The following is a 19,395-nucleotide window of genomic DNA, read 5'->3' as shown; positions in this document are numbered from 1 at the left end:
ATTATGTCCACAACCGTGGCGCGCCCCGCACCCACGCAGGGCGCAACAAAGAAGGCACTCGCCATGATCCTTGGCATCCCCGTCGTCATCGGACTGATGCTCTGGGCGTTTTTGGCCCCGACATTCGCGTCCGGGCCGGACGGGGTGCCGGTTGCGGTGGCCGGTCCGGGGCCTGTCGTCGAGAAGCTCATTGCTCAAGCTGAACAGCAAGAGGAGCACCCGGACTTCATCACCGTGAGCTCGCCGGAGGAGGCGGAGACGATGGTGCGCGACCGCGAGGCGGTTGGCGCGATCGCGATCGGTGAAGGCGGCGCGACCGTGTATACCGCCTCCGGCAATGGCGCACCGTACGTGCAAATGCTGAGCGGTGTCGCTCAAAACATGGAGGCCAGCGGCATGCCTGTGGAAACGAAGGATCTCGCCCCCACCACCAAAGATGACCCGCAGGCCCAAGGCCTCGCGCTGCTCGGACTGCCGCTCGCGTTCGGCGGCGTGATCTCGGGCATCTTGCCGACGCTGCTGCTTCGCGGGAAGAAGTGGTCGAAGGCTGCCGTGATTGCTGGTGTTGCAATGATTGGCGCCGGTGTCGCGGTCTGGATGCTGCACGGCGTATACGGCACCCTCTCCGGCAGCGTGTTCATGGAATGGTTGGCTGTGACGCTCGGCATCGCCGCGACGTCGTCGGTGACCGCGGGCCTCGGCGCGCTTATGGGTATGCCGGGTGCGGGCCTGGGCGCGGTGCTGACAATCTTCGTTGCCAACCCCTTGTCCGGCCTGGCCACGGGCCCGTGGTTGCTGCCGGCGGGTTGGTCCACGCTCGGCCAGCTGATGCCGATTGGCGCGACGGGCTTCCTCGTTCGCTCGCTAAGCTTTTTCGATGGTGCCGGGTCCACGCAGCCCTGGATAGTGTTGTGCTGCTGGATTCTCCTCGGCCTACTCCTGCTGGCCTTCGATCGCTCGAAGGCACCGACTGCTGAAACAACAACTGAAACTGCCTAACCCCTACGCCCGGCCCAAACGTGCACTATCACCTGGCCGGGATCATCGGGATTCGCTGTTTGTTGCGGAACCTCGACGCCTGCATGCGCGCCGGCGAGGTGCCGCGGTAGTGGGTGGTGGAGGGGGAGGTTGCGTACTTCGGATTCGTGGACGGTTTGCGGGAGCGTAGCTTCTCGTGCCTCACACCACCGCATTGTGGCACGAATTACACGATTGTGCTTTGCAAGCGGTTGGCTATCGACGGACCTTCGGTAGCAGTCCTTATTCTGGTCCTTCGACCCTGTACCCGCTCTCTTCCAGAATGGTCACCGCCCGGGAAAGATTTCCGCGGATCACCCGATCCACCTCCGCGTCGTGGTAGAGGGTGCGGTGAAAATCGAGCCACTCTTCCCATCCTGTCTCGGGCGCAGCGCCGAACTCTCGGATAAGCAGTTCGACGACATCCGTGAGTTGCAAACGGAATTGAGGTCCGCCCATCGGGAAATGGATGTCCTGCTGCTGGGCTGCGGTGTCATACCTTCCCGCACGGGCAAGCAGTAGTCCTAGTGGCACCGAGTCAGCGTGGAACTGGAAATGCGAAGCGGGTTTGTTCCTGGCTTGCGATTCGTACTCGAACCGGACGACCGGGGCGGGCTTCTTTCTCGCCCTGAACTCGATTTTGAAGGTGCTTTTCTCTATTTCGACATCGTCGTTGACATCGTCATATCTGAGTAGATACTCATAGCGGAGGACTAGGCGGTCGCTCCCAGAGTGGGCAATAATGACCGGATGAGTACCCTCGACGAATGCTCGTTGTCCGTCAGCCAGAATCTCCGCGTCGATCGGCGATGAGCCCTCAAGGGTCCTCTCGAGCAATTGCACCGTCAGCAGCATGAAGGCGCGCACTGCGTTTTCGAGGCCCCGTGATGAAGTCACGCCACTCCGTATCGGAGCCACATACAGGCCTCGTACCGCTCCAAGAGTCGCTCTTCCGCATACTCAATCGCACCAGCATCCCGTAAGCGACGAAGGTGCTCGACGGTGAGAGGTGCCATTTGGGCTTTCAAACTGGCGAGTTCTTCATCCAATTCCTCCACAGTTCTCCGAACTGGGGTCAGAGACTTTCTCATGGCACCTCCGTTCTTAGTTTTTAAGATGGGGAAGATAATTACGCATTTTAGACAGCTAAATGGGTAGGTTTCTACTCTCGCGCAAGCTAGTCTCGCCAGCGGGTGATAAAAATGCCGACCAAGTGTGCGCGGTCCAAGAAATCACGCAATTCCGGAGGAAGGGGCAACGATGAACGAGCAGCAGTTGGAAAAACTACGGTCCTCTTACGACAACACCGACACCTCCGATCTCATGGAAGATGCCCAACCAGGCGACCTGGGCAATGTCGCCGACCCCGAAGCCGCCGTTGCGTTTACTGTCACCATGCCCAATCGGGTTCTCCGCGCCGCACGAGGAATTGCCGCAGCCGAGGGAGTTTCGACCAACGATGTGCTCCGGCGATTCATTGAAGCCGGAGTGGATGATCGGGCTGGGGCCGAAGCCTCAATTCCAGTGAGCAAGCTCCTTCGCCTCATCGACGAAGCCCGCGGCGTGTAACCTCGGCCACCATGAGCGACGAGCAGACCAACGCACCGCAGCCCGAGACCGTGTCCTGGTTCGCTGACAACCAAGCCAACTGGGATTCCCGTGCCCACGCCCACATGTTCGGTAACTACGGCGGCAAAGACGAGCTGATCGCGGACAAAACTGCCATCAGCAGCGTCCTCGCGGTGGACATCGACCGCTTCGGTGACCTCGCCGGGAAGTCCGTGTGCCACCTGCAGTGCCACGTGGGCACCGACACCATCGGGTTTGCCCGCCGCGGGGCGTCCCGAGTTGTGGGCGTGGATCTGTCCGCCGAGTCGCTCAACTACGCCCGCGACTTCGCTGCCCAGGCCGACGCGGACGTCGAGTTCATCCAGAGCAACGTCTACGACGCCCGCGACGCTGTCGACGGCGAATTCGACCTCGTCTACACCTCCGCCGGCGTGCTGTGTTGGCTGCCGCAGGTGCGGGGGTGGGCGGAGGTCGTCGCAAAGCTGCTTGCTCCCGGCGGCACCTTCTTCATCCGCGACGACCACCCCATGTTCATGACCATCGGCGAGGACGTCTCCCAGGGCCTGCGCATTGAGCAGCCGTACTTCGAAATGCCCGACCCGCTGACCTGGGAGGACGAGGACAGCTACGTCACCACCCCGGGTGCACCGAAGCTGACGAGCCCGCGTAACCACCAGTGGAACCACTCGCTCGGCGAGATTGTCACCGCGCTCATCGACGCTGGCCTGACCGTCACCGCCCTCGAAGAAACCCCCTACTCCGCGTGGTGCCCCTGGCCGGAGCTGATGGTGGAGGACTCCCGCGGATTCATCCTCCGCGACAACCCCGAGCGCCTGCCGCTCCAATTCGCCATCACCGCGACGAAGTCCTAGGGCCTTCGCCTATCGACGGGCCTTCGGTGGGCGCTCGTGCGGACCCCTCACGCAGACCACTCTTTAACGGCTGATTCAAAGTCAAGGGCATGTGCAATGGCGTCCCGGTCTAGTGATGGGTATGCGTCTTTGAGTTCTTCCATATCCATCGCCTCGTCGCCACTGCATAGGTCGATAACTAGGTCGAATGGAACCCTTGTGCCAGTAAGCACGGGAGTGCCGTGCATTTTCTGAGGGTCAATTTCAATTCCCTCGTGCGGCCGCAGAAGCGGAGGAACAATCCTGTTCTTCCAGTTGGGGAATTCGCCGTAAATATCCTCGAAGGTGTAGAGCTCCCACTGCCCTGGATTGGACACCAGATCCAGCCAGCCCTCGTCCGTCCACAGTTTCACGGACTCGCCGTCGGTAGCGAACCTGTACGTGGAGATGTGCTCGTTGAATTCTTGGTCGTTCAAGGTGGCAAGAGCGGCCCGGATCTTCTGCAGTGACACTTTTGAACGCAACTTGGCGATGGTCCGTAAAGCCACGACATCGCGAAAAGAATATCGCCTAGGGCGGGACGAGATTTCGGGTCGCAGCACGCCGCTCTTTGCCCACCCGTCTAACTGCGAACGGGTGGCGCCGCTGAGGAACGACGCGAGTTTGGAGTCGTATGACACAGCGGACCTCCTTCCTCACAGCTTCTGGCACGTAGGTTTTAGTGAAGTTTAGCCTGCGTAGCTGCTATCAGTGGCTCGGACCTGCGCATTTCAGTAGACAATTGGTTGGAAGCGCGACACGAGAAGGCGGCTGAAACACTCGAAGCTGAGTTGCGCTACTCGATGTTGCGTGGTCGCATCTAGTAACACCGTGGTGAGTATCGAGTAACGCGATGGTGAGCATCCAGTAACAGTCCGGAACGGGGTACTGGTGACGCGCCCCGTCAGTGCGCCGACGTTGTCAGAGGCACTGCAACGTGCAAAATGCCCGTGAGCTCTCGCAGAACAAAACATCACCCTCTGCGCATAGGGTCGTGGTGTGGTTGTTCACATGGGCCCAGCTGGGCGCGGTCAATACTCAGCCGCTACCAGGCCCCTCCTTTTGGCCCGGGCCGGCGGTTCCGCTGTACGTGCTGCTTCGCTAGCTCGTAGCTCAACACGTCGAATCGGCTGAGCGGACAGCTGGGAGAACCCATGGCATACGTTCAAGGCGCACTGGCCCGGCTGTTACTCGATACCCACCCGAGCGTTACCCGAAACCCACCACACCGTTACTAAATACGTGGTCCAAACAACTCGACGGTTTCCGGTTCACGCGGCCCATCAGTAACGAGTTCGGCCATCGTTGCGAGACCACCGTCCTTCTCGAGGGCCCAAAAATTGAAACCGCTGAGGTTCTCGACACCGACGTGCTGTGCCGCTTCGTCAAGGCTGTCGAATTCGTCTACACCGTCGATGCGAATGGTCCGGTCGTCGGTAATGACGGCATCGATTTCCCAATCTGGGTCGATGGGGTCGAGTAGATCGCCTGGCAGCAGGTAGTTGCCGTCGAGCAGGGCCTCGAAGGAGAGCTCGTCCTCGGCGGGCTTCGCAGAATCCGTGCTCAAAGACTGAGTGGAAGTTGCGTCGCCAATATGTTCTCGGATCCACTATCGCGCAAACGCGAGGGTTTTTCCTGTGAGTCATGCGATTAGGCGGACTGGCGAGGGGGTTCGACGATCGGTCGATGTCTCTCGAGTGACTCTCCTTCATTTAGGGATGAGGGATTCGAGAGCTTTCCGTCACTTCCGAAACAAGTTGAAAAGCGCCATTACTCCCGAAATCGCAGCGGTGAGGCCACCGAAGAAGAAGCCGAATGCGAATACTCCCGCGATGAAGGACTCGGCGTCCGGGTCGAAGGTCTCGATGCACAAACCGAACAGGAAGAAGCACAGCACACCGAGGCCCGCGGACCACTTGAACACCTTGGCGGCTTTCGGGCGCTTGACCGGCGCGGGTGTGGGTTCCGTCGGAGCTGGGGTGCTCCAGGATGAGGGCACCGGCGCAGGGGTGTACTGCGGAGCGTTCGCAGCGGTGAGGAGCTCTTCGGGGGTCGGGTCTGAGGGTGCGGGTGCTTGCGGTTCGGCGACGGGCGTTGCCTCAGCGGGCTGGAGAGGTCGTGTGGTCAAGTCCAGCTGAGCACCGTGGGGAGGTAGCGGCTCCGGAATACGGCTGAATACGTTGCTCTGCGGATCGCCTGGCTGTCCCGTGCGGGTTGTCTCCTGGTCCATTGCTTCTCCATCCGGCGGTGCGTTTATCTTCTTCCCCGAGACTAGAGCAGTAAGTGGCCTACTGCGCTGGCTCGCAAATTGAAGGACGTGGGTTCACGCTCCGCGAGATGGGGAAGGCGCTCGGGGTGTCGTACCAGCGGGCGTCGGAGTTGGCGGCGGGGGAGGGGACCGGAGGGCGTCGATAGGCAAAAGCTCCATGGAACCGGCGGCGGGTTCATTTCGTCTAAAGAAGTGAAGGGCGAATGTCGGAGTGTCAATCTATGGTTGACAGATATGCGATGGGGGAGGTTGAACTATGAAGTGTTATGCAGTAATTAGGAAGTTGCGAGCTGAAGCGCGCAGACGCGGACTCGAATTTGAGGAGATACGCCTAACTCGCCATGACGCATACCGGGTTGGAGACACGACTCGGACGCTGGGCAGACATAACGAGATTGATGATCTTGCGGCGCGGAAGTTCTTTGACCAATTTCAGAACGAATTAGGAAAAGGGTGGTGGCGATGAAGGCGTTCACGGTGACTGCAGAGCGTGGGCCGAGCGGCGCTTGGGTGCTGGAATGCGACGAACTGGGGGTGGTCTCGCAGACTCTGAGGCTCGACCGCGCACAGGATGAAGTCGCGGAGGCGATCGCGTTTCAGTCCAGGTTGAAGCCGGGCGAGTTCAAGATCGAGGTCGTGCCTATCCTGCCTGCTGAGGTTGAGTCGTTGCGTAAGCGTGCCGACGAACTCGGCGTGAAGGCGAAAGCCGCATCGGATGATGCTGCGGCGGCGAGGTCGGCGCTGGCCCGCAAGTTGAAGGACGAGGGGTTCACGCTCCGCGAGATGGGGCAGGTGCTCGGGGTGTCGTACCAGCGAGCGTCGGAGTTGGCGGCCGGGTAAGGAAAAGGAGCGGCGAAGATGCGGTATAGCTACAAGGAAATCAAGTCTCTCGACGGACTGCGCCTCAAGCGTCCGCCGCACCAGGGGGAGATCGCCACCAGCTGGCGAAACCGGTCGTAGCTGTAATGAAGCTGGCCGGGTAGCGCTGTCGGGTGGAGTAGCGCTCCTTGGAATCGGCTTCTTCATCGATTTTGCTGCCAAGATTACGGGCGCGATGCTCCAAGATAAAGGCGTTGCATAGTACGTTGGCCGGGGTTCCGCCAGTTAAGCCAAAGATTGAATGAGAAAGGGCGTGCGCTATGCAAAAGAAACTGGGACTGCGGTTTTGGAGTCCGCTGCTAGTAGGTGGCGTTGCTCTTGCGCTACGCCACAACCTCGATGACGGCACCTATGCAGATGCACCTGTGGTTACCGGTGTGTTCTTCGCAGTCATGGCCGCTGCGGCACTGTGCTTCGTTGCAGTGGCCGCGTTGAAAGCAGACAGGACCAAGCAATCGGTTCAATCACTTCTTATTCGAGATTTGATATCGGCGCTTGCGATATTCGGTATTGCACTCATCGAGTGGCCAGGCACTGTGCCGGTGATTCTTTGCTGTGCTGCAGTTTGGGGTGTTGCCGCTTACATGCAGGCCCCCGAAAAACCGTCTTAGTCGAACAGCTCCTTGACGGCCGCGCGGTCCACTTTGCCCGGGCCGAGCTGCGGCAACGCGGCCACTATCTTGAGTTCTTTGGGGATCTGCCAGTGCGCGATGCGGCCAGCGTCCTCCGCGTCGGCGAGGGCGTCCAGGATATCGGGCACTGTCGCGGAGCCGGTGTAGGCGGCGCAGATGCGCTGGCCGAAGCGGTCGTCGTCTTTGCCGATGACGGTGGCGGCGGTGACGCCGTCGATAAGCAAAAGCTCCTCTTCTAGCACCTCGGGGTGGAGCTTGAGGCCGCCGGAAGAAATGACGTTGTCCGTGCGGCCGAGGACCGTGAGCACGCCGCCGTCGAGCTCGCCGGCGTCCGAGGTGCGGAACCAGCCGCCGGAGAGGTCGGGGGAGTCGAGCTGGTGGTAGCCGCGGGCGACCATGGGGCCGCCGAGGTGGATGCGGCCGTTCTGGATGCGCACGCGGGCGCCGGCGATGGGGCGGCCGTCGTAGACGCAGCCGCCGGAGGTTTCGGAGGAGCCGTAGGTGGTGACCACGTTGATGCGCAGCTTCTTAGCCGAGTCGAGCAGGCGCGGGTTGGTTGCTGCTCCGCCGACGAGGACCGCGGAAAACGTGCGCAGCGCGTCGATGCCCTTGAGCGTGGACGTGGCCTTGGCCAGCTGCATCGGGGTCAGCGCGGTGTAAGTGCGCTCGCCGGTTTGGGCGAGCTCGTGGGCGCGGGCGGCAAACTCCGCGACGTTGAAGCCGCGGGTCAGGTCAATGAACGCGGGCTCGACCCCGGCGACCATGCTGCGGATGAGGACTTGCAGGCCGGCGATGTATGCGGCGGGCATGGCTAGCAGCCACTGGCCCTCACCGCCGAGCGCCTGGTGGGTCGCGTCCGCACTCGAGATCAGGTTCGCCGGGGTGAGCATCGCGCCCTTCGGCTTGCCCGTGGAGCCGGAGGTGGACACGACCAGGGCGATGTCGTCGTCGATGGGCGCGCCGGGTTTCAGCGTGTTGCGCAGCAGGTTCGTGCGCGCCGGGTCGTTAGCGGGGACTGGCAGGAGTGTGCGCTGGCCGGTCAGCGCCTCTTCCAGCGCGGGGACAATCGCCAGCGGGTTGGCGGGGTCGACGGGGAGAAGTTCCAGCAGGTGGGTCACTTGGCGGGCGTTTCGTTCTCGAGAGGGGTCGTGGGGTTGGTGCGGGCGAAGGTCTTGCGCGACAGCGGGCCGTCGATAGTCGCCCAAAGCCCCGCGGCTGTGAGTGCGGTGAGCAACACGTACATCACCGGCGCGCTGTGGGGCGCGATGAGCACGGCAACGGCGTTGAACCCGATGTGGCACACAACCGCCAGCGCCCAGAGCTGCCAGCGGCGCTCGCGCACCGCGCGCAGCACGATCAGGGTGAACACCACGTGTGCGGCGATCGCGAGCGCGCGCTCGTACCAGCTCGCGGCGATCATTCCCATGCCGATGTTCTGCAGCGCCTCAATCTGCTCTGCAATGGCCTGCGCGGTGGCGGGGTCGTCGTTTCCGGTGGCCTGCGCCTTGATTGCGTCGCCGGTGGTCAGCAGCATGATGTTGCCGATGAACAGGTTGGTGAAGAGCAGCAGCGCCTCTATGCCGCCGTGGCCCAGGCCGAAGCCGACGCCGTCGTTCCACTCGCGGGTGTTTTTGTCCCAGAAACGCAGCACGATCCAGCGGGCGGTCTCCTCGAACAGGCCCGAGGTGACCAGGAACAGTGCAGTGGTCAGGGCGGTGGCCGTCGCTGGATCGAATGTCTTGCTGAACAGGAACTGCAGCGGAATAACCAGCGCGAACCTGGCCACCTGGGACAGTGGGAACGCCAGTGTGCCCCAGCCGAGCGACGCCCACCTGAAGCCGAGCCTGCGCCTCCCCACGAACCACGCGGCCAGCACGAGAGCGGCCAAGCCGACGAATTGCAGAATGAGAAGGCCCATCGTCATGGCAGAAACGATACCGGTGCGGTCGTGGCGGGTCGCGGTGGGCGGTGGAGCGGGCGGTGCGACGGGGCGGATAAACGGGCGTTTGCGGCGAGGTCGATATCTCGATGTCGATAGTTGCTGGTCACAGCGTTTCGTCGAGTTTTGGCCGAAAATACTCCCGACGCGCTGACCTGGAACTATCGACCTGGAAGTATCGGCATCGAGCTATCGACCTGGCTGCCCCGCTCCTAGTCACCTGTAACGCAGGTCTCACTTGCCACCGATAAAACAGACATGAGGAAGATCATCGCACCGGCCGTCGCTGCGGCGACCGCCCTTTCACTCACCGTCCCTGCCACTGCTACCGCCGCCACCTTGACCCCGTTCACCAAGGACGGCACCAACTACTGCCGCGTCACGCTCAACGACGTCGAGCGCGGCCCCGCCAACCAAGCCGAACGCGCCGCGAAAACGCTCACGCACGGCATGTACGCCACCTCGGTCGTCGAGGCGTTCGAGGGGACGTTCCCGGAGCTTAAGAAGCTTGGCGACGATTACGTGGCCGAGCCGGACGTCGTCAAGCATTTGCGCCTGCTGCGGGACGACAAAACGCCCGAGGGCGACGTCCGCGCCGACGCCCGCGCCGCCGCGAAGGAGAAGCTGGCGCCGCTGGGCCTGCACACCACCGACGCCGACTTCTACCTGGACATGAAGGAAGGCTCCCAAATTCCGCTGGGTCCGGCCGGCCGCGCGCTGAAGGGCAACGCCGACTGGTTCGTGGGCATTGACGGCGGAGTGCCGAAGGTGCAGCCGCTTGGCGACGATTACGTGTTCGGCCGCACCGGTCAGAACACCGCGCAGTGGCTGCGACACGTGGAGGGTTGGCAGCGCGACGCGTTCGCCGCGAACATGAAGAAGACCTACTTTGGCCAGGTACAGGACACGTTGGAAAGCTCGTATTACTACGCGCTCGAGGAGGCCAAGACCTGCCACGACGGCACCAGCCACGTCATCTTCCCCACGCAGGACCTGAAGCTGCCGGAGACGCCGAAGCTGGAAAACGCCGACCTGGGCGACACCGCGCCTGAGCCGGGCCCCGCACCGAAGGACCCGGTGGAGACACCGGACGAAAAGGCACCGGAGACCTTCGACGCCAAGCTGGCGCAGATCATCGGCATCGTCGCCGCAGTGCTCGCCGCCCTGGGCGCGCTGTTCGCGCTGCTGCAGAACGCGGGCGTCAAGGGCCTGCCCACCATTCCGCAGATCCCGGGGTTGACCAAGTAGGTCTCCTCCTTGGGGAGGAGGTGGGTGCGCGGAGCCGTCGATAAGCTAGACACCCGTGCATGTGAAAACGGGTGACGCAGTGCTTGCGGTGGCGGCGGCGGTACTTGCCGCCGTCTACACCGTGAGTGCGATCAGCGGCCCGGGCGCCGCCGCCTGGGCGCAGGCGCTGCTGTCGTGGGGGTTCGTCGCTGCGTTCGCGGTGCTCACCGGCAAGCCGCGGGCGGCGTCGGCTGCGTTAGTGGTGCTCAACACCGCCTGGGCGCTGGTGTGGCTGGCTGCGCCGGTGAATCTGGGGTATTCGCTGTGGGTGCTGGCAGTGCCGGTGGCGGTGTTCGTCGCCGGCAGGTACGCCGGCAAACGCTTCGCACTTGGGGTGCTGGCGGCGGCGTGCGGGTGGGCGTTGCTCTCCCCGTTTATGTGGACGTGGGACGAGCAACTCGTGTTGTTCTACCGCCGTGGCGCAGACGGCGCGCTCACGCTGGCGCTGCATTGGGCAGCGTTCGCAGTGGCGTACCTTCTGGGTGCGAATCTGGCAGGGGAGGAGGCCGCCCGCCGCAGGGCCGCGGAAGCGAAGGAGCAACGCCTGGCGGCGGCGCGGGTGGACGAGCGCCAGGCCATCGCGCGGGACATCCACGACGTGCTCGGGCACTCGTTGACCCTGATCAAGGCGCAGGCCAACGCGGGGCTCGCGTCCGGGCGCGAGCGGGAGGCGCTGCAGCGAATCAACGCTGCCGCGGGTGAGTCGCTGGCGGAGATCCGCCTGCTCGTGCGCGGCCTGCGCGAAAGTGATCGCGGGTTCGCGCCGGTGGCGGGGATCGCGGAGCTGCCCGCGCTGGTGCAGCGCTTCCGCGACGCCGGCATGCAGGTCACACTCGACGCCCCGCCTATCGACGTCCCACCGGTGACCTCCCTTGCCATCCACCGCATCGTGACTGAAGCGCTGACCAACGCGGCCCGCCACCAAGTGGACCCGGTCGTCTCTGTAAAAGTGACACCGGGGCAGACTGTTGTGGTGGAGGTGGTCTCCACCGGGCGGGTGTGCCCGCAGCCCGGCACCGGCGTCGGTTTGGAAGGCCTGCGCGAGCGCGCCGCGAGCGCCGGCGGCACGCTCGAAGCATGGCAGGCAGGAGAGGAATTCACCGTGCGGGCGGAGTTGGCGGCATGATCCGGATTTTGCTTGCGGACGACCAACCGTTGCTGCTCAGCGCACTCGAGACCATCCTGGGCGCGCAAGACGACATCACCGTCGCGGCGACAGCCGCCGACGGGGCGGAGGCTGTGGAGAAGGCGCGGGCGCACCGCATCGACGTCGCCGTGCTCGACATCCGCATGCCGGTGCTCGATGGCATCGGCGCCGCCCGCACAATCATGGAGCTGGGCCCGCGGGTGATCATGCTGACCACGTTCGACGACGACGCGCTCATCCACGCAGCCATCGCCGCTGGCGTCCACGGATTTTTGCTCAAGGACGCAGAGCCGGACGTGCTCGCGGGAGCGGTGCGCGCGGTAGCCAGCGGCGAATCCGTCCTCGCGCCCGGCGTGACCGGCAGGGTGATGGAGTGGGTGCGCGAAGGTCCAGGTAGCCCGGCGTCGGCCACTGCGCTGGAGGGGCTGACCACCCGCGAGCGTGACGTGCTCGCCGAGATCGGCCGCGGAGCGACCAACGCAGAGATCGCCGCCGCGCTGTACATCGCGGAAACCACAGTGAAAACGCACGTATCCAGCCTGCTAGCCAAACTCGGCGCGCGCGACCGGGTGGCGCTGGCGCTGATCGCGCAACGCGCCGGCATCTCCTCCTAGAGGAGGAGGGATAGTGGTCCCGCCGACCGATGTGTAAGGCTTGCTCACCGCGGACGATAGGGGCATGACCGATACACAACTCGCCTGCCGCGGTGTCGCAGTTTCGTTCGGCGGGCATCAGGTGCTGCGCGATATTTCACTGACAACCACCCCGGGCCGCGTCCACGCGTTGTTGGGGCCCAACGGCGCGGGGAAATCGACGCTGATGTCAGTGCTGCTTGGCCTGATCCAACCCGACGCGGGCGAGGTGACACTAATGGGCCAGCCGTTCACCCGCGAGGCGCTGCGGCACGTGGGCGCCTCGATCAATGACCCCGCCTTCTACAGCCACCTGAGCGCGCGCAACAATCTGCGCGTGCACACGACGCTGCTCGGCCTGCCCGACTCGGAGGCTGACCGGGTGCTCCAACTCGTCGGCCTGCAGGGCGCAGGCAAGAAGAAGGCGGGCACCTTCTCCACCGGAATGAAAGGCAGGTTGGCGCTGGCGCAGGCGCTCATCGGCGAGCCGGAGGTGCTCATTTTGGACGAGCCCCAAAACGGCCTCGACCCCGAGGGCATCGCCCACCTGCGCGCCTACCTGAAGGACTACGCCCGCGCCGGGCGCACTGTGCTGGTCAGCTCCCATCAGTTGGGCGAGGTACTGCACATGGCGGACGACGCCACCGTCATCGCCGGCGGCGACGTCCGCTTCGCCGGAGAACTTGCGGAGCTGGGCCCGAACCTGGAGGAATCCTTCTTCCGCTTGACCGCAGGGGGCAGGAAATGAGTCTGCTTCGCGCCGAATGGATCCGCGCCAAAGGCTCAACGCTGTGGTGGCTCGCAGGAGCGGGGCTGCTTCTTGGCCTGCTGCTGACTGCTTTTTCGCTGGTCGGTGATGTTGGCTCCGCGAAGTCCCTGCTGTATCCCCAGGGGCTTTTGGTCACCGGCATGGCCGCACCCGTAGCGGCGCTGTTTGCGGGGCTGGCTGAAAACCGCGAGCGCGACACCCGCGCCGGGGGCACACTCTGGCGGCCCGTCTCTTCCACGGGCACCCGAGCTGCCCGCATCACAGTGGTGTGGCTGGCTTTGGCCGTGTTCGTCGTTTTGGACTTCGCGGTGCCCGTTGCGGTGGCGCTGGTGTTCGGCCTGGATGGCGCTGGGCGAGTCGCGCTTGTCGGTGCGTTTGTGTGGCTCGGCATGCTGGGCCCCGCGGGCCTGGCAGCCGCGGCCACCCGCCGTGTTGGGCTGTTGCCGACGCTCGTAGCCGCATTCGTGTTCACCATCGAGCTCGGGTACTTCGTGGAGCGAAGCTGGTGGTGGTGCAACCCCGGTGCCTGGCCCGCGCGCTTGGCGCTGCCCACGATGGAGATGCACTTCAACCTGTTGCCGCTGGAGGACACCTCGCCCATGGCTGGTGAGTCGCCGTTTCCTGCGCTCGCGCTCACCTTGCTTCTAGCCGCGGCCGGATTCGTCGCTGCCGTGCTCACCCCGCGCCGCACGCGACCCATTCTTAGGCGCCGCACCACCCACGAAGTCGTTGCGCCCGCGCCTGCTGGGCCGGCCATGCCGAGGCCCGCGCGCACCGGGTTTGTGTCCGCGTGGAAGGGGGTTGCGAGGGCGGGGCGGATGCCGTCGTTAAGCATGGTGCTTGTGCTCACCGCACTGGTGCTGCTGTTCGCCATACGTTATCCGGCGGACGTGCGCCAGGCGCTGTTCGCGTACGCGATCCTCCCGGTAGGCGCGGGCGTGTTGCCCACGCTTGTGTGGCCGCGGATCCGCCCGGCATGGGCGCTGATGCAAGTGGAGCACCCGCGAGTCGGCGTCGCGTTGATGAGCTGGTTTACCAGCATTGTTGCGCTTGTGTGCCTGCTCGCGGGTGTGGTGGCTGGGAGCGCGCGTTTTGGTGTGCTCGCCGTGATTGCCGGCACCGTTCTCACCCTCGCCGCGCTCGCCGTGACCGTGCGCTTTGGCGTGATGTGGACGCTGGCGGCGACAATCCTGGTCACGATCGTCTCTGCCACCATCGGCGGTGACGTGCTGGCGGAGTCCTTCCTGTGGATCGCCGCGGTGCCCGCCTGGCCCGTGACCGCCACTGGCCCGCGGGGGTGGGTTGCGCTCGCGGTTGGCGCCATTCTGCTGGCCGCGGTGGCGGTTGTGCTGCTCCGGGTACTGCGCGGGATGCGCCCGGTTCGGCGCTGAGCCGCGCTCAGCCGGCGCGGTTGAGCGGGCCTTCTGCGTGGTAGCGCCCGGTGGGGGCGTTGTAGGTGGCGCGCTCGCGGGAGTCGTTGATGGAGAAGTGCCAGGTGCCGCCGTTGTCGCAGGTGCCTTCCGTGATGTTCTCGCGGAAACCGTCCTGGATCTCCTCGCCGGCGGAGGCGTGCACCGGCTCGAGGAGACCGGCGCAGCCGTGATCCGGGTAGGTCACCGGGATGCGGCCCTCGCCGTCGCGGGCGCCGAACTGCACCCGGTAGGACTGGTCGTTGAGCTCCGGGATGTCGGAGACCTGCTTCATGGTGCCTTCGCGCGGCACGTTCAGAGGGTCGGGCTGGTCCATCTCCGCCAGCTGCGCGGTGTCCGTGGTGGGCGTCCAGTGGATCAGGGTCACGTCGTCCAGCGGGTTGCCCACGACGGTCTCCTCCGGGCCGAACGCCTTGACCAGGCGGTTGCCGTGCAGTTCGAACTGGGTCGCGGTCAGCGTCGTGCCGTCCGTTTCGTATTGCGTCAGTCCCGGCTGCACGCCGGCGGTGAACACGGTGGGGTAGGTGCCGGCGGCGTCAACCAGGTAGTCGGCGGTGGCCGTGAGGGTGCCGTCGAAAAGCTGCAGCACGCGCACCGGTGCCGGGCCTTCCTTACCGGCGCGCAGGAGCAGCTCGAGCTCGGTGTCGCCGTCGACATCGATGAGGTCGTAGGTGAACGTGCCGTCGAGGCCGTCCTGGTCGGCGAAGTATTGCGCCGGGTCCGCAAGTGCTGCGGCGTACGCGTCGCGCTTGTTGGGTACCGCCGACGATGGCGGGGGCGCGGGGAGGTTGTCTTCGTCCGCAACCGGCGCGACAGGGTCGGCAGCGGGATCGTCGGCGGGCGGGGTCGCAGGCTCAGCAGGGGCGGGGGCATCAGCAGGCGGTGCCGCCTCCGCGGAGGTATCGGCGGCATCAGCGGCGGTCGGGGTGTCTGGAATGTTCCCGTCGCACGCGGCCAGAGTCAGCGAGGCGGCGACGATTGTGGCTGTCATCGTTCGTCTCAACATGCCCGGAGCGTAACCCGCGGACCTTGAAGCGCCCTGAAATTCCCGTACAGGTGTCTAATAGTAGCGGGGGAATTGGCTCCGACGTGGTGCGCGGGCTTTTTGTTACCGTCGGCCGAAATGTCCTTTTCGACAAGATCACTGCTGAGCACCAATGTCTACTTTCGACCCACCCGCCCGACCGACCGCCCCCTCCAGCGCGTTCTTGGAGCGCATGGATGAAGCCGTCCAGGACCGGCTCGCGGAGGCGGAGCCGGACTTTAACCTTGGGACCAGAAGCCCTGAGCACCTGCAGTCCTGGGAGGACGCGGAGGCGCGGGTGGAAAAGGTCCGCGCGGACCTCGACCACATCGTTCGCGACCTGCACGCCCACCCGGAAGAGGCGTTTGAAGAGCACCACGCGCAAGCGGTGATCGCCGGGGTTCTTGAACGCCACGGGTTCGAGGTTGAACGCGGAGCGCATGGCGTATCGACGGCACTGCGGGCCGAATGGTCCAGCGCCGACTTTGACTCGACGGTGCATCCCACGGTCGCCGTGTTGGCCGAGTACGACGCGCTTCCCGGCATCGGCCACGCCTGCGGGCACAACGTCATCGCGGCGGCCGGGGTCGGCGCATTCCTCGGCGCCGTCGGAAGTGGCAGCGGCCGGATCGTGTTCCTGGGCACCCCCGCGGAGGAGGGGCACACCGGCAAGGAGTACATGATCCGCGGCGGGATGCTCGACGGCGTTGATTGCGCGGTGATGATCCACCCGTTTTCCTACGACCTTGTGTCGCACGTCTGGGTGGGGCGCCGCACACTGACCGCGACGTTTACCGGTGTGCCAGCGCACGCCTCGATGCAGCCGTACATGGGGCGAAACGCCCTCGACGCGGCCACGCTCGCCTATCAAGCGTGCGGGTTGCTGCGCCAGCAGATGCCGCCTTCGGACAGGTTGCATGCAGTGCTTTCCGACGGCGGAGCCCGCGCCTCGATCATCCCCGAGACCGCCACCCTGCAGATGTACGTCCGCTCGCTCTACACCGAGACGCTGATGGACTTAAGCCAGCGCGTGGAGGACATCCTCAAAGGCGCGGCCCTGATGACGGGCACGACCGTAGATGCGCAGTGGGACGAACATCCGATGTCGCTGCCTGTCCGCAACAACGCGACGCTTGCCCGGCGGTGGGGTGCGACGCAAGCGTCACGCGGAAGAGACGTGCTTCCGGCGGGCACCCTGCCGGATTCGCAGGCCGCGTCGACCGATTTCGGCAACGTGTCCCATCTGGTTCCGGGCATCCATCCGCTGGTGAAGATCGCGCCGGAGGGCACCGCGCTGCACACCACTGATTTCGCCGCGGCGGCGATCTCGGACCAGGCGTTTGAGGGCGCGTTCGACGCCGCGGTCGGGCTGGCGCAAACCATCGCGGACATCCTCAACGACCCCCAGCTGCTCGCTGACGCGCAGGAGGAGTTCCGCAACGCCGGCGGCGCGATCTCCGTCGAGAAGCTGCTCGCCGGCGCGGCCACGCAGCGCTAGTAGTAGAAGGGGAATTCCTCCCAGTTCGGCGGGCGCTTCTCTAGGAAGGAGTCGCGGCCCTCGACGGCCTCGTCAGTCATGTACGCCAGGCGGGTGGCCTCGCCGGCGAAGACTTGCTGGCCCATCAGGCCGTCGTCGACAAGGTTGAACGCGAATTTCAGCATGCGCTGCGCGGTGGGGGACTTGCCGTTGATCTCGCGGGCGACCTGGATCGCCTCGTCCTCAAGCGAGGCATGCGGCGCGACGATGTTCACCGCGCCCATGCGCTGCATCTCCTCCGCAGAGTAGGTCCGGCCCAGGAAGAAGATCTCGCGGGCGAACTTCTGGCCCACCATCTTGGCAAGGTACGCCGAGCCGTAGCCGGCGTCGAAGGAGCCCACGTCCGCGTCGGTCTGCTTGAACCTGGCCTCCTCCTTCGAAGCGATGGTCATGTCGCACACCACGTGTAGCGAGTGCCCGCCGCCGGCCGCCCAACCGTTCACCACGGCGATGACCACCTTCGGCATCGTGCGGATCAAACGCTGGACCTCCAGGATGTGCAGGCGCCCGCCCTCGGCCTTCACGCGCGCTTCATCGACGGTCTCCGCCGTCTCGCCGCCCGCGTACTGGTAGCCGGAGCGGCCGCGGATGCGCTGGTCGCCGCCGGAGCAAAACGCCCAGCCGCCGTCCTTCTCGCTCGGTCCGTTGCCGGTGAGCAACACCACGCCCACCGACGGGTCGCACCGGGCGTGGTCGAGCGCCTGGTACAGCTCGTCCACGGTGTGGGGGCGAAACGCGTTGCGCACCTCGGGGCGGTCGAACGCGATGCGCACGGTGCCGTCGGCACGCGTGTCGCCCACGTGGCGGTGGTAGGTGATGTCGGTGAAATCGAAGCCCTCGACCTCGCGCCACTGGCTGGGGTCGAAGGGCTGGGCGGTGGAGTAGCTCATGCGGCTCATCCTACGTGTCGCCAATTTCACAACAGAAGTGTGGAGAAATCCGAAGTTAGGTATTGCTTACCTCAGGCGGGGGGTAATCGTGAAAACCACGGCCTTTCCGACATCGCTCGCGTCGGTTTTTGCTTACGGCGTCACCACTGTCGTGTAAAGGGTGCGGACGATACCTTCCATCATTCTCACCCGTGCGCAAACTCACGCAATTCTTATCTACTTTAGTGCCGACTTTCAAAATCGGGTTGCGCCCGCGGGATGTGGGTTCTAGCCTCTTGGCTGGAGAACCTAAGTCGAGTGGCCGACTCTTCGGAGAGGGAGTTCGCAGTCCCTGGTTTTGGGGACAGCCCTAATTCAATGCGTGAGTATTGGATTCGCGTCGACACAAGGAGTAGTCCATGAAGAAATTGCTCGCAAGTCTCAGTGTTTCGGTGATCCTTTCCGGCGGATTTGTGACCGAAAAGGCGAATGCTAAAGACGTCACCGACTCAGATCAGATTGTAACCGTGAACAACAACAGTGACGCTGCGCGTAGCGTCTCTCCATCCGCAAAGAGCATTACAATTCGGAATGCCTCGGGAGGTGGGATCGGGGAGAAGATCGATACTCCTTCGGGGGTGCAACTCGAGTGGAGTATTGAGTCGCCCGTAGAGGAACATCAAAAGTCGTTCAGGGTAGAGGCGGATGGTCAGGTTGACCTGCATGTCGATCGGAACAGTGGCGCTCTACTCGTCCGAGTTGACGGATCTGATGTGGCGCTCATTGACGCTCCGTGGGCGCGCGACGCTGCCGGAAAGGCGCTCCCCACCCACTACGAAGTCGCTGGCGATACGTTCACCCAAGTTGTCGAGGTGAATCAACCCGACGTGGCCTATCCCATTGAAGCCGATCCCCGCGTGAATTGGGGGATTGTCAGCGGTCATATTTACTTCAGCAAGGAAGAAACTCGGCGAATGGCTGCCTCATCGGCAGCGGGGGCAGCAATTTCACCTTTCTGGGTTCTGGTTCCGCCCCCGTTCGGCGAGGTATTAGGGGCGTGGTGGGCAGACAATAGTGTTAACGTGACCGTCTGGGCAACAGCGGCGGTGGCGCAGGACAAATGTCTCGCGCTCAAAGTTGGCGCTACGGGCAGCGTTTCTCCTCCATCGTTAGGAGTAACTCCGGAACACTACACGCAGGGATGTGCTTAGCTGATGCCGATCTCTGGAGCAAATCTTCACTCTGCCAGGCTCACTAGGCGGGAGAGGGGCCTCAATCTCTCGTGGCTGGTCGCGCTGACGGTGCCCGCGTTGGGCTTGGCTTATTCGTGCATTACCAATGCACAGTCTGCAGCTGAATATTGTTGGGGCATCTCCGCAGCCGTAATTGTGTTTGGAGCCCTCTTCTATTTGGTTCCCAGGTATTCCCGCACGAAGCCCAGGCGATTTCTGCCCAGTTCCTTTGCTCCATTGTTTGCGGCGTACATCCCCGGTGTCATCGGGTTT

At 64.1% G+C, this 19,395-nt stretch carries 21 protein-coding genes; 12 read left to right on the top strand and 9 right to left on the bottom strand.

Features of this window, described 5'->3' with window-relative positions:
* Positions 1-3: 3 nt before the first annotated feature.
* Positions 4-999: a membrane protein gene (locus MHY23_RS08280; RefSeq protein ID WP_038609485.1), complete on the top strand. Its 996-nt coding sequence runs from the start codon at positions 4-6 to the stop codon at positions 997-999.
* Positions 1,000-1,027: 28 nt separating this feature from the next.
* Here MHY23_RS08280 and MHY23_RS08275 read toward each other — a convergent pair whose 3' ends face one another.
* Positions 1,028-1,183, bottom strand: coding sequence for a hypothetical protein (locus MHY23_RS08275; RefSeq protein ID WP_158407438.1), 156 nt, complete (start codon positions 1,181-1,183; stop codon positions 1,028-1,030).
* Positions 1,184-1,260: 77 nt separating this feature from the next.
* The gene (locus tag MHY23_RS08270; RefSeq protein ID WP_239307148.1) at positions 1,261-1,914 is read right to left on the bottom strand and encodes a hypothetical protein; all 654 of its coding nucleotides are present in this window, start codon (positions 1,912-1,914) and stop codon (positions 1,261-1,263) included.
* Positions 1,915-2,277: 363 nt separating this feature from the next.
* Here MHY23_RS08270 and MHY23_RS08265 point away from each other — a divergent pair, with 363 nt between their 5' ends.
* Complete coding sequence (locus tag MHY23_RS08265) at positions 2,278-2,586, top strand: hypothetical protein (protein WP_239307147.1); 309 nt, start codon at positions 2,278-2,280, stop codon at positions 2,584-2,586.
* 11 nt (positions 2,587-2,597) lie between these two features.
* Positions 2,598-3,458, top strand: coding sequence for a bifunctional 2-polyprenyl-6-hydroxyphenol methylase/3-demethylubiquinol 3-O-methyltransferase UbiG (locus MHY23_RS08260; protein WP_239307146.1), 861 nt, complete (start codon positions 2,598-2,600; stop codon positions 3,456-3,458).
* A 47-nt stretch (positions 3,459-3,505) separates the two neighbouring features.
* Here the strand turns inward: MHY23_RS08260 and MHY23_RS08255 are convergent, their stop codons facing one another.
* The 3 genes from MHY23_RS08255 to MHY23_RS08245 all read right to left on the bottom strand — a co-directional run bounded on the left by MHY23_RS08255 (position 3,506) and on the right by MHY23_RS08245 (position 5,604).
* A complete protein-coding gene (locus MHY23_RS08255) occupies positions 3,506-4,117 on the bottom strand; it encodes a DUF433 domain-containing protein (RefSeq protein WP_286204874.1) in 612 nt (203 codons plus the stop codon).
* A 593-nt stretch (positions 4,118-4,710) separates the two neighbouring features.
* Complete coding sequence (locus MHY23_RS08250) at positions 4,711-5,043, bottom strand: hypothetical protein (protein WP_239307145.1); 333 nt, start codon at positions 5,041-5,043, stop codon at positions 4,711-4,713.
* A 174-nt stretch (positions 5,044-5,217) separates the two neighbouring features.
* Positions 5,218-5,604, bottom strand: a complete 387-nt coding sequence (locus MHY23_RS08245) for a hypothetical protein (protein WP_239307144.1) — start codon at positions 5,602-5,604, stop codon at positions 5,218-5,220.
* A gap of 603 nt (positions 5,605-6,207) precedes the next feature.
* Between MHY23_RS08245 and MHY23_RS08240 the strand changes: the two genes are divergently transcribed.
* Together MHY23_RS08240 and MHY23_RS08235 are read left to right on the top strand one after the other, a co-directional pair.
* Positions 6,208-6,585 (top strand): hypothetical protein, encoded by a 378-nt coding sequence (locus MHY23_RS08240; protein ID WP_239307143.1) that lies wholly within the window; start codon positions 6,208-6,210, stop codon positions 6,583-6,585.
* Positions 6,586-6,884: 299 nt separating this feature from the next.
* Positions 6,885-7,235, top strand: a complete 351-nt coding sequence (locus tag MHY23_RS08235) for a hypothetical protein (protein WP_239307142.1) — start codon at positions 6,885-6,887, stop codon at positions 7,233-7,235.
* Here MHY23_RS08235 and menE read toward each other — a convergent pair.
* On the bottom strand, positions 7,232-8,374 hold the full coding sequence (gene menE / locus MHY23_RS08230; protein WP_239307141.1) for an o-succinylbenzoate--CoA ligase: 1,143 nt from the start codon (positions 8,372-8,374) through the stop codon (positions 7,232-7,234). The two genes, MHY23_RS08235 and menE, sit on opposite strands and share 4 nt — an antisense overlap.
* Positions 8,371-9,180 carry a YhfC family glutamic-type intramembrane protease gene (locus MHY23_RS08225; protein ID WP_239307140.1) on the bottom strand — a complete coding sequence of 270 codons (810 nt, stop codon included), beginning with the start codon at positions 9,178-9,180 and terminating at the stop codon, positions 8,371-8,373. Before MHY23_RS08225 ends, menE begins: the two co-directional genes overlap by 4 nt.
* 273 nt (positions 9,181-9,453) lie before the next feature.
* On the opposite strand from MHY23_RS08225, the gene MHY23_RS08220 reads away from it, so the two are divergent.
* The 5 genes from MHY23_RS08220 (at position 9,454) to MHY23_RS08200 (ending at position 14,421) form a co-directional block, all read left to right on the top strand.
* Positions 9,454-10,443 (top strand): hypothetical protein, encoded by a 990-nt coding sequence (locus tag MHY23_RS08220; RefSeq protein WP_239307139.1) that lies wholly within the window; start codon positions 9,454-9,456, stop codon positions 10,441-10,443.
* Positions 10,444-10,498: 55 nt separating this feature from the next.
* Positions 10,499-11,608: a sensor histidine kinase gene (locus MHY23_RS08215; protein ID WP_143338953.1), complete on the top strand. Its 1,110-nt coding sequence runs from the start codon at positions 10,499-10,501 to the stop codon at positions 11,606-11,608.
* Positions 11,605-12,243, top strand: coding sequence for a response regulator transcription factor (locus MHY23_RS08210; RefSeq protein WP_085956860.1), 639 nt, complete (start codon positions 11,605-11,607; stop codon positions 12,241-12,243). Before MHY23_RS08215 ends, MHY23_RS08210 begins: the two co-directional genes overlap by 4 nt.
* 64 nt (positions 12,244-12,307) lie before the next feature.
* Entirely contained in the window at positions 12,308-13,009 is a 702-nt protein-coding gene (locus tag MHY23_RS08205) for an ATP-binding cassette domain-containing protein (protein ID WP_239307138.1), read from the top strand.
* Positions 13,006-14,421, top strand: coding sequence for a hypothetical protein (locus tag MHY23_RS08200; protein ID WP_239307137.1), 1,416 nt, complete (start codon positions 13,006-13,008; stop codon positions 14,419-14,421). Before MHY23_RS08205 ends, MHY23_RS08200 begins: the two co-directional genes overlap by 4 nt.
* Before the next feature lie 7 nt (positions 14,422-14,428).
* On the opposite strand, the gene MHY23_RS08195 is transcribed toward MHY23_RS08200, so the two are convergent.
* Positions 14,429-15,451, bottom strand: a complete 1,023-nt coding sequence (locus MHY23_RS08195) for a hypothetical protein (RefSeq protein WP_239307136.1) — start codon at positions 15,449-15,451, stop codon at positions 14,429-14,431.
* Positions 15,452-15,617: 166 nt separating this feature from the next.
* On the opposite strand from MHY23_RS08195, the gene MHY23_RS08190 reads away from it, so the two are divergent.
* Entirely contained in the window at positions 15,618-16,982 is a 1,365-nt protein-coding gene (locus tag MHY23_RS08190; RefSeq protein ID WP_239307135.1) for a M20 family metallopeptidase, read from the top strand.
* On the opposite strand, the gene MHY23_RS08185 is transcribed toward MHY23_RS08190, so the two are convergent.
* Positions 16,979-17,911, bottom strand: coding sequence for a 1,4-dihydroxy-2-naphthoyl-CoA synthase (locus tag MHY23_RS08185; protein WP_085956856.1), 933 nt, complete (start codon positions 17,909-17,911; stop codon positions 16,979-16,981). The two genes, MHY23_RS08190 and MHY23_RS08185, sit on opposite strands and share 4 nt — an antisense overlap.
* 398 nt (positions 17,912-18,309) lie before the next feature.
* Between MHY23_RS08185 and MHY23_RS08180 the strand changes: the two genes are divergently transcribed.
* Positions 18,310-19,101 (top strand): hypothetical protein, encoded by a 792-nt coding sequence (locus MHY23_RS08180; protein ID WP_194560160.1) that lies wholly within the window; start codon positions 18,310-18,312, stop codon positions 19,099-19,101.
* Positions 19,102-19,395: the final 294 nt, after the last annotated feature.

The organism is Corynebacterium sp. ACRQP (assembly GCF_022345915.1).
Classification (GTDB): domain Bacteria; phylum Actinomycetota; class Actinomycetes; order Mycobacteriales; family Mycobacteriaceae; genus Corynebacterium; species Corynebacterium lehmanniae.
Note: the sequence above shows the minus strand (reverse complement) of the source record. Positions and strands in the feature narration are given on the sequence as shown.

Excerpts from the sequence above, each read along its gene's own strand:
- MHY23_RS08280 (WP_038609485.1), top strand. The coding sequence starts at position 4 with ATGTCCACAACCGTGGCGCGCCCCGCACCCACGCAGGGCGCAACAAAG.
- MHY23_RS08265 (WP_239307147.1), top strand. The coding sequence starts at position 2,278 with ATGAACGAGCAGCAGTTGGAAAAACTACGGTCCTCTTACGACAACACC.
- MHY23_RS08260 (WP_239307146.1), top strand. The coding sequence starts at position 2,598 with ATGAGCGACGAGCAGACCAACGCACCGCAGCCCGAGACCGTGTCCTGG.
- MHY23_RS08240 (WP_239307143.1), top strand. The coding sequence starts at position 6,208 with ATGAAGGCGTTCACGGTGACTGCAGAGCGTGGGCCGAGCGGCGCTTGG.
- MHY23_RS08235 (WP_239307142.1), top strand. The coding sequence starts at position 6,885 with ATGCAAAAGAAACTGGGACTGCGGTTTTGGAGTCCGCTGCTAGTAGGT.
- MHY23_RS08225 (WP_239307140.1), bottom strand. The coding sequence starts at position 9,180 with ATGACGATGGGCCTTCTCATTCTGCAATTCGTCGGCTTGGCCGCTCTC.
- MHY23_RS08220 (WP_239307139.1), top strand. The coding sequence starts at position 9,454 with ATGAGGAAGATCATCGCACCGGCCGTCGCTGCGGCGACCGCCCTTTCA.
- MHY23_RS08210 (WP_085956860.1), top strand. The coding sequence starts at position 11,605 with ATGATCCGGATTTTGCTTGCGGACGACCAACCGTTGCTGCTCAGCGCA.
- MHY23_RS08205 (WP_239307138.1), top strand. The coding sequence starts at position 12,308 with ATGACCGATACACAACTCGCCTGCCGCGGTGTCGCAGTTTCGTTCGGC.
- MHY23_RS08200 (WP_239307137.1), top strand. The coding sequence starts at position 13,006 with ATGAGTCTGCTTCGCGCCGAATGGATCCGCGCCAAAGGCTCAACGCTG.
- MHY23_RS08195 (WP_239307136.1), bottom strand. The coding sequence starts at position 15,451 with ATGACAGCCACAATCGTCGCCGCCTCGCTGACTCTGGCCGCGTGCGAC.
- MHY23_RS08190 (WP_239307135.1), top strand. The coding sequence starts at position 15,618 with ATGTCTACTTTCGACCCACCCGCCCGACCGACCGCCCCCTCCAGCGCG.
- MHY23_RS08185 (WP_085956856.1), bottom strand. The coding sequence starts at position 17,911 with ATGAGCTACTCCACCGCCCAGCCCTTCGACCCCAGCCAGTGGCGCGAG.
- MHY23_RS08180 (WP_194560160.1), top strand. The coding sequence starts at position 18,310 with ATGAAGAAATTGCTCGCAAGTCTCAGTGTTTCGGTGATCCTTTCCGGC.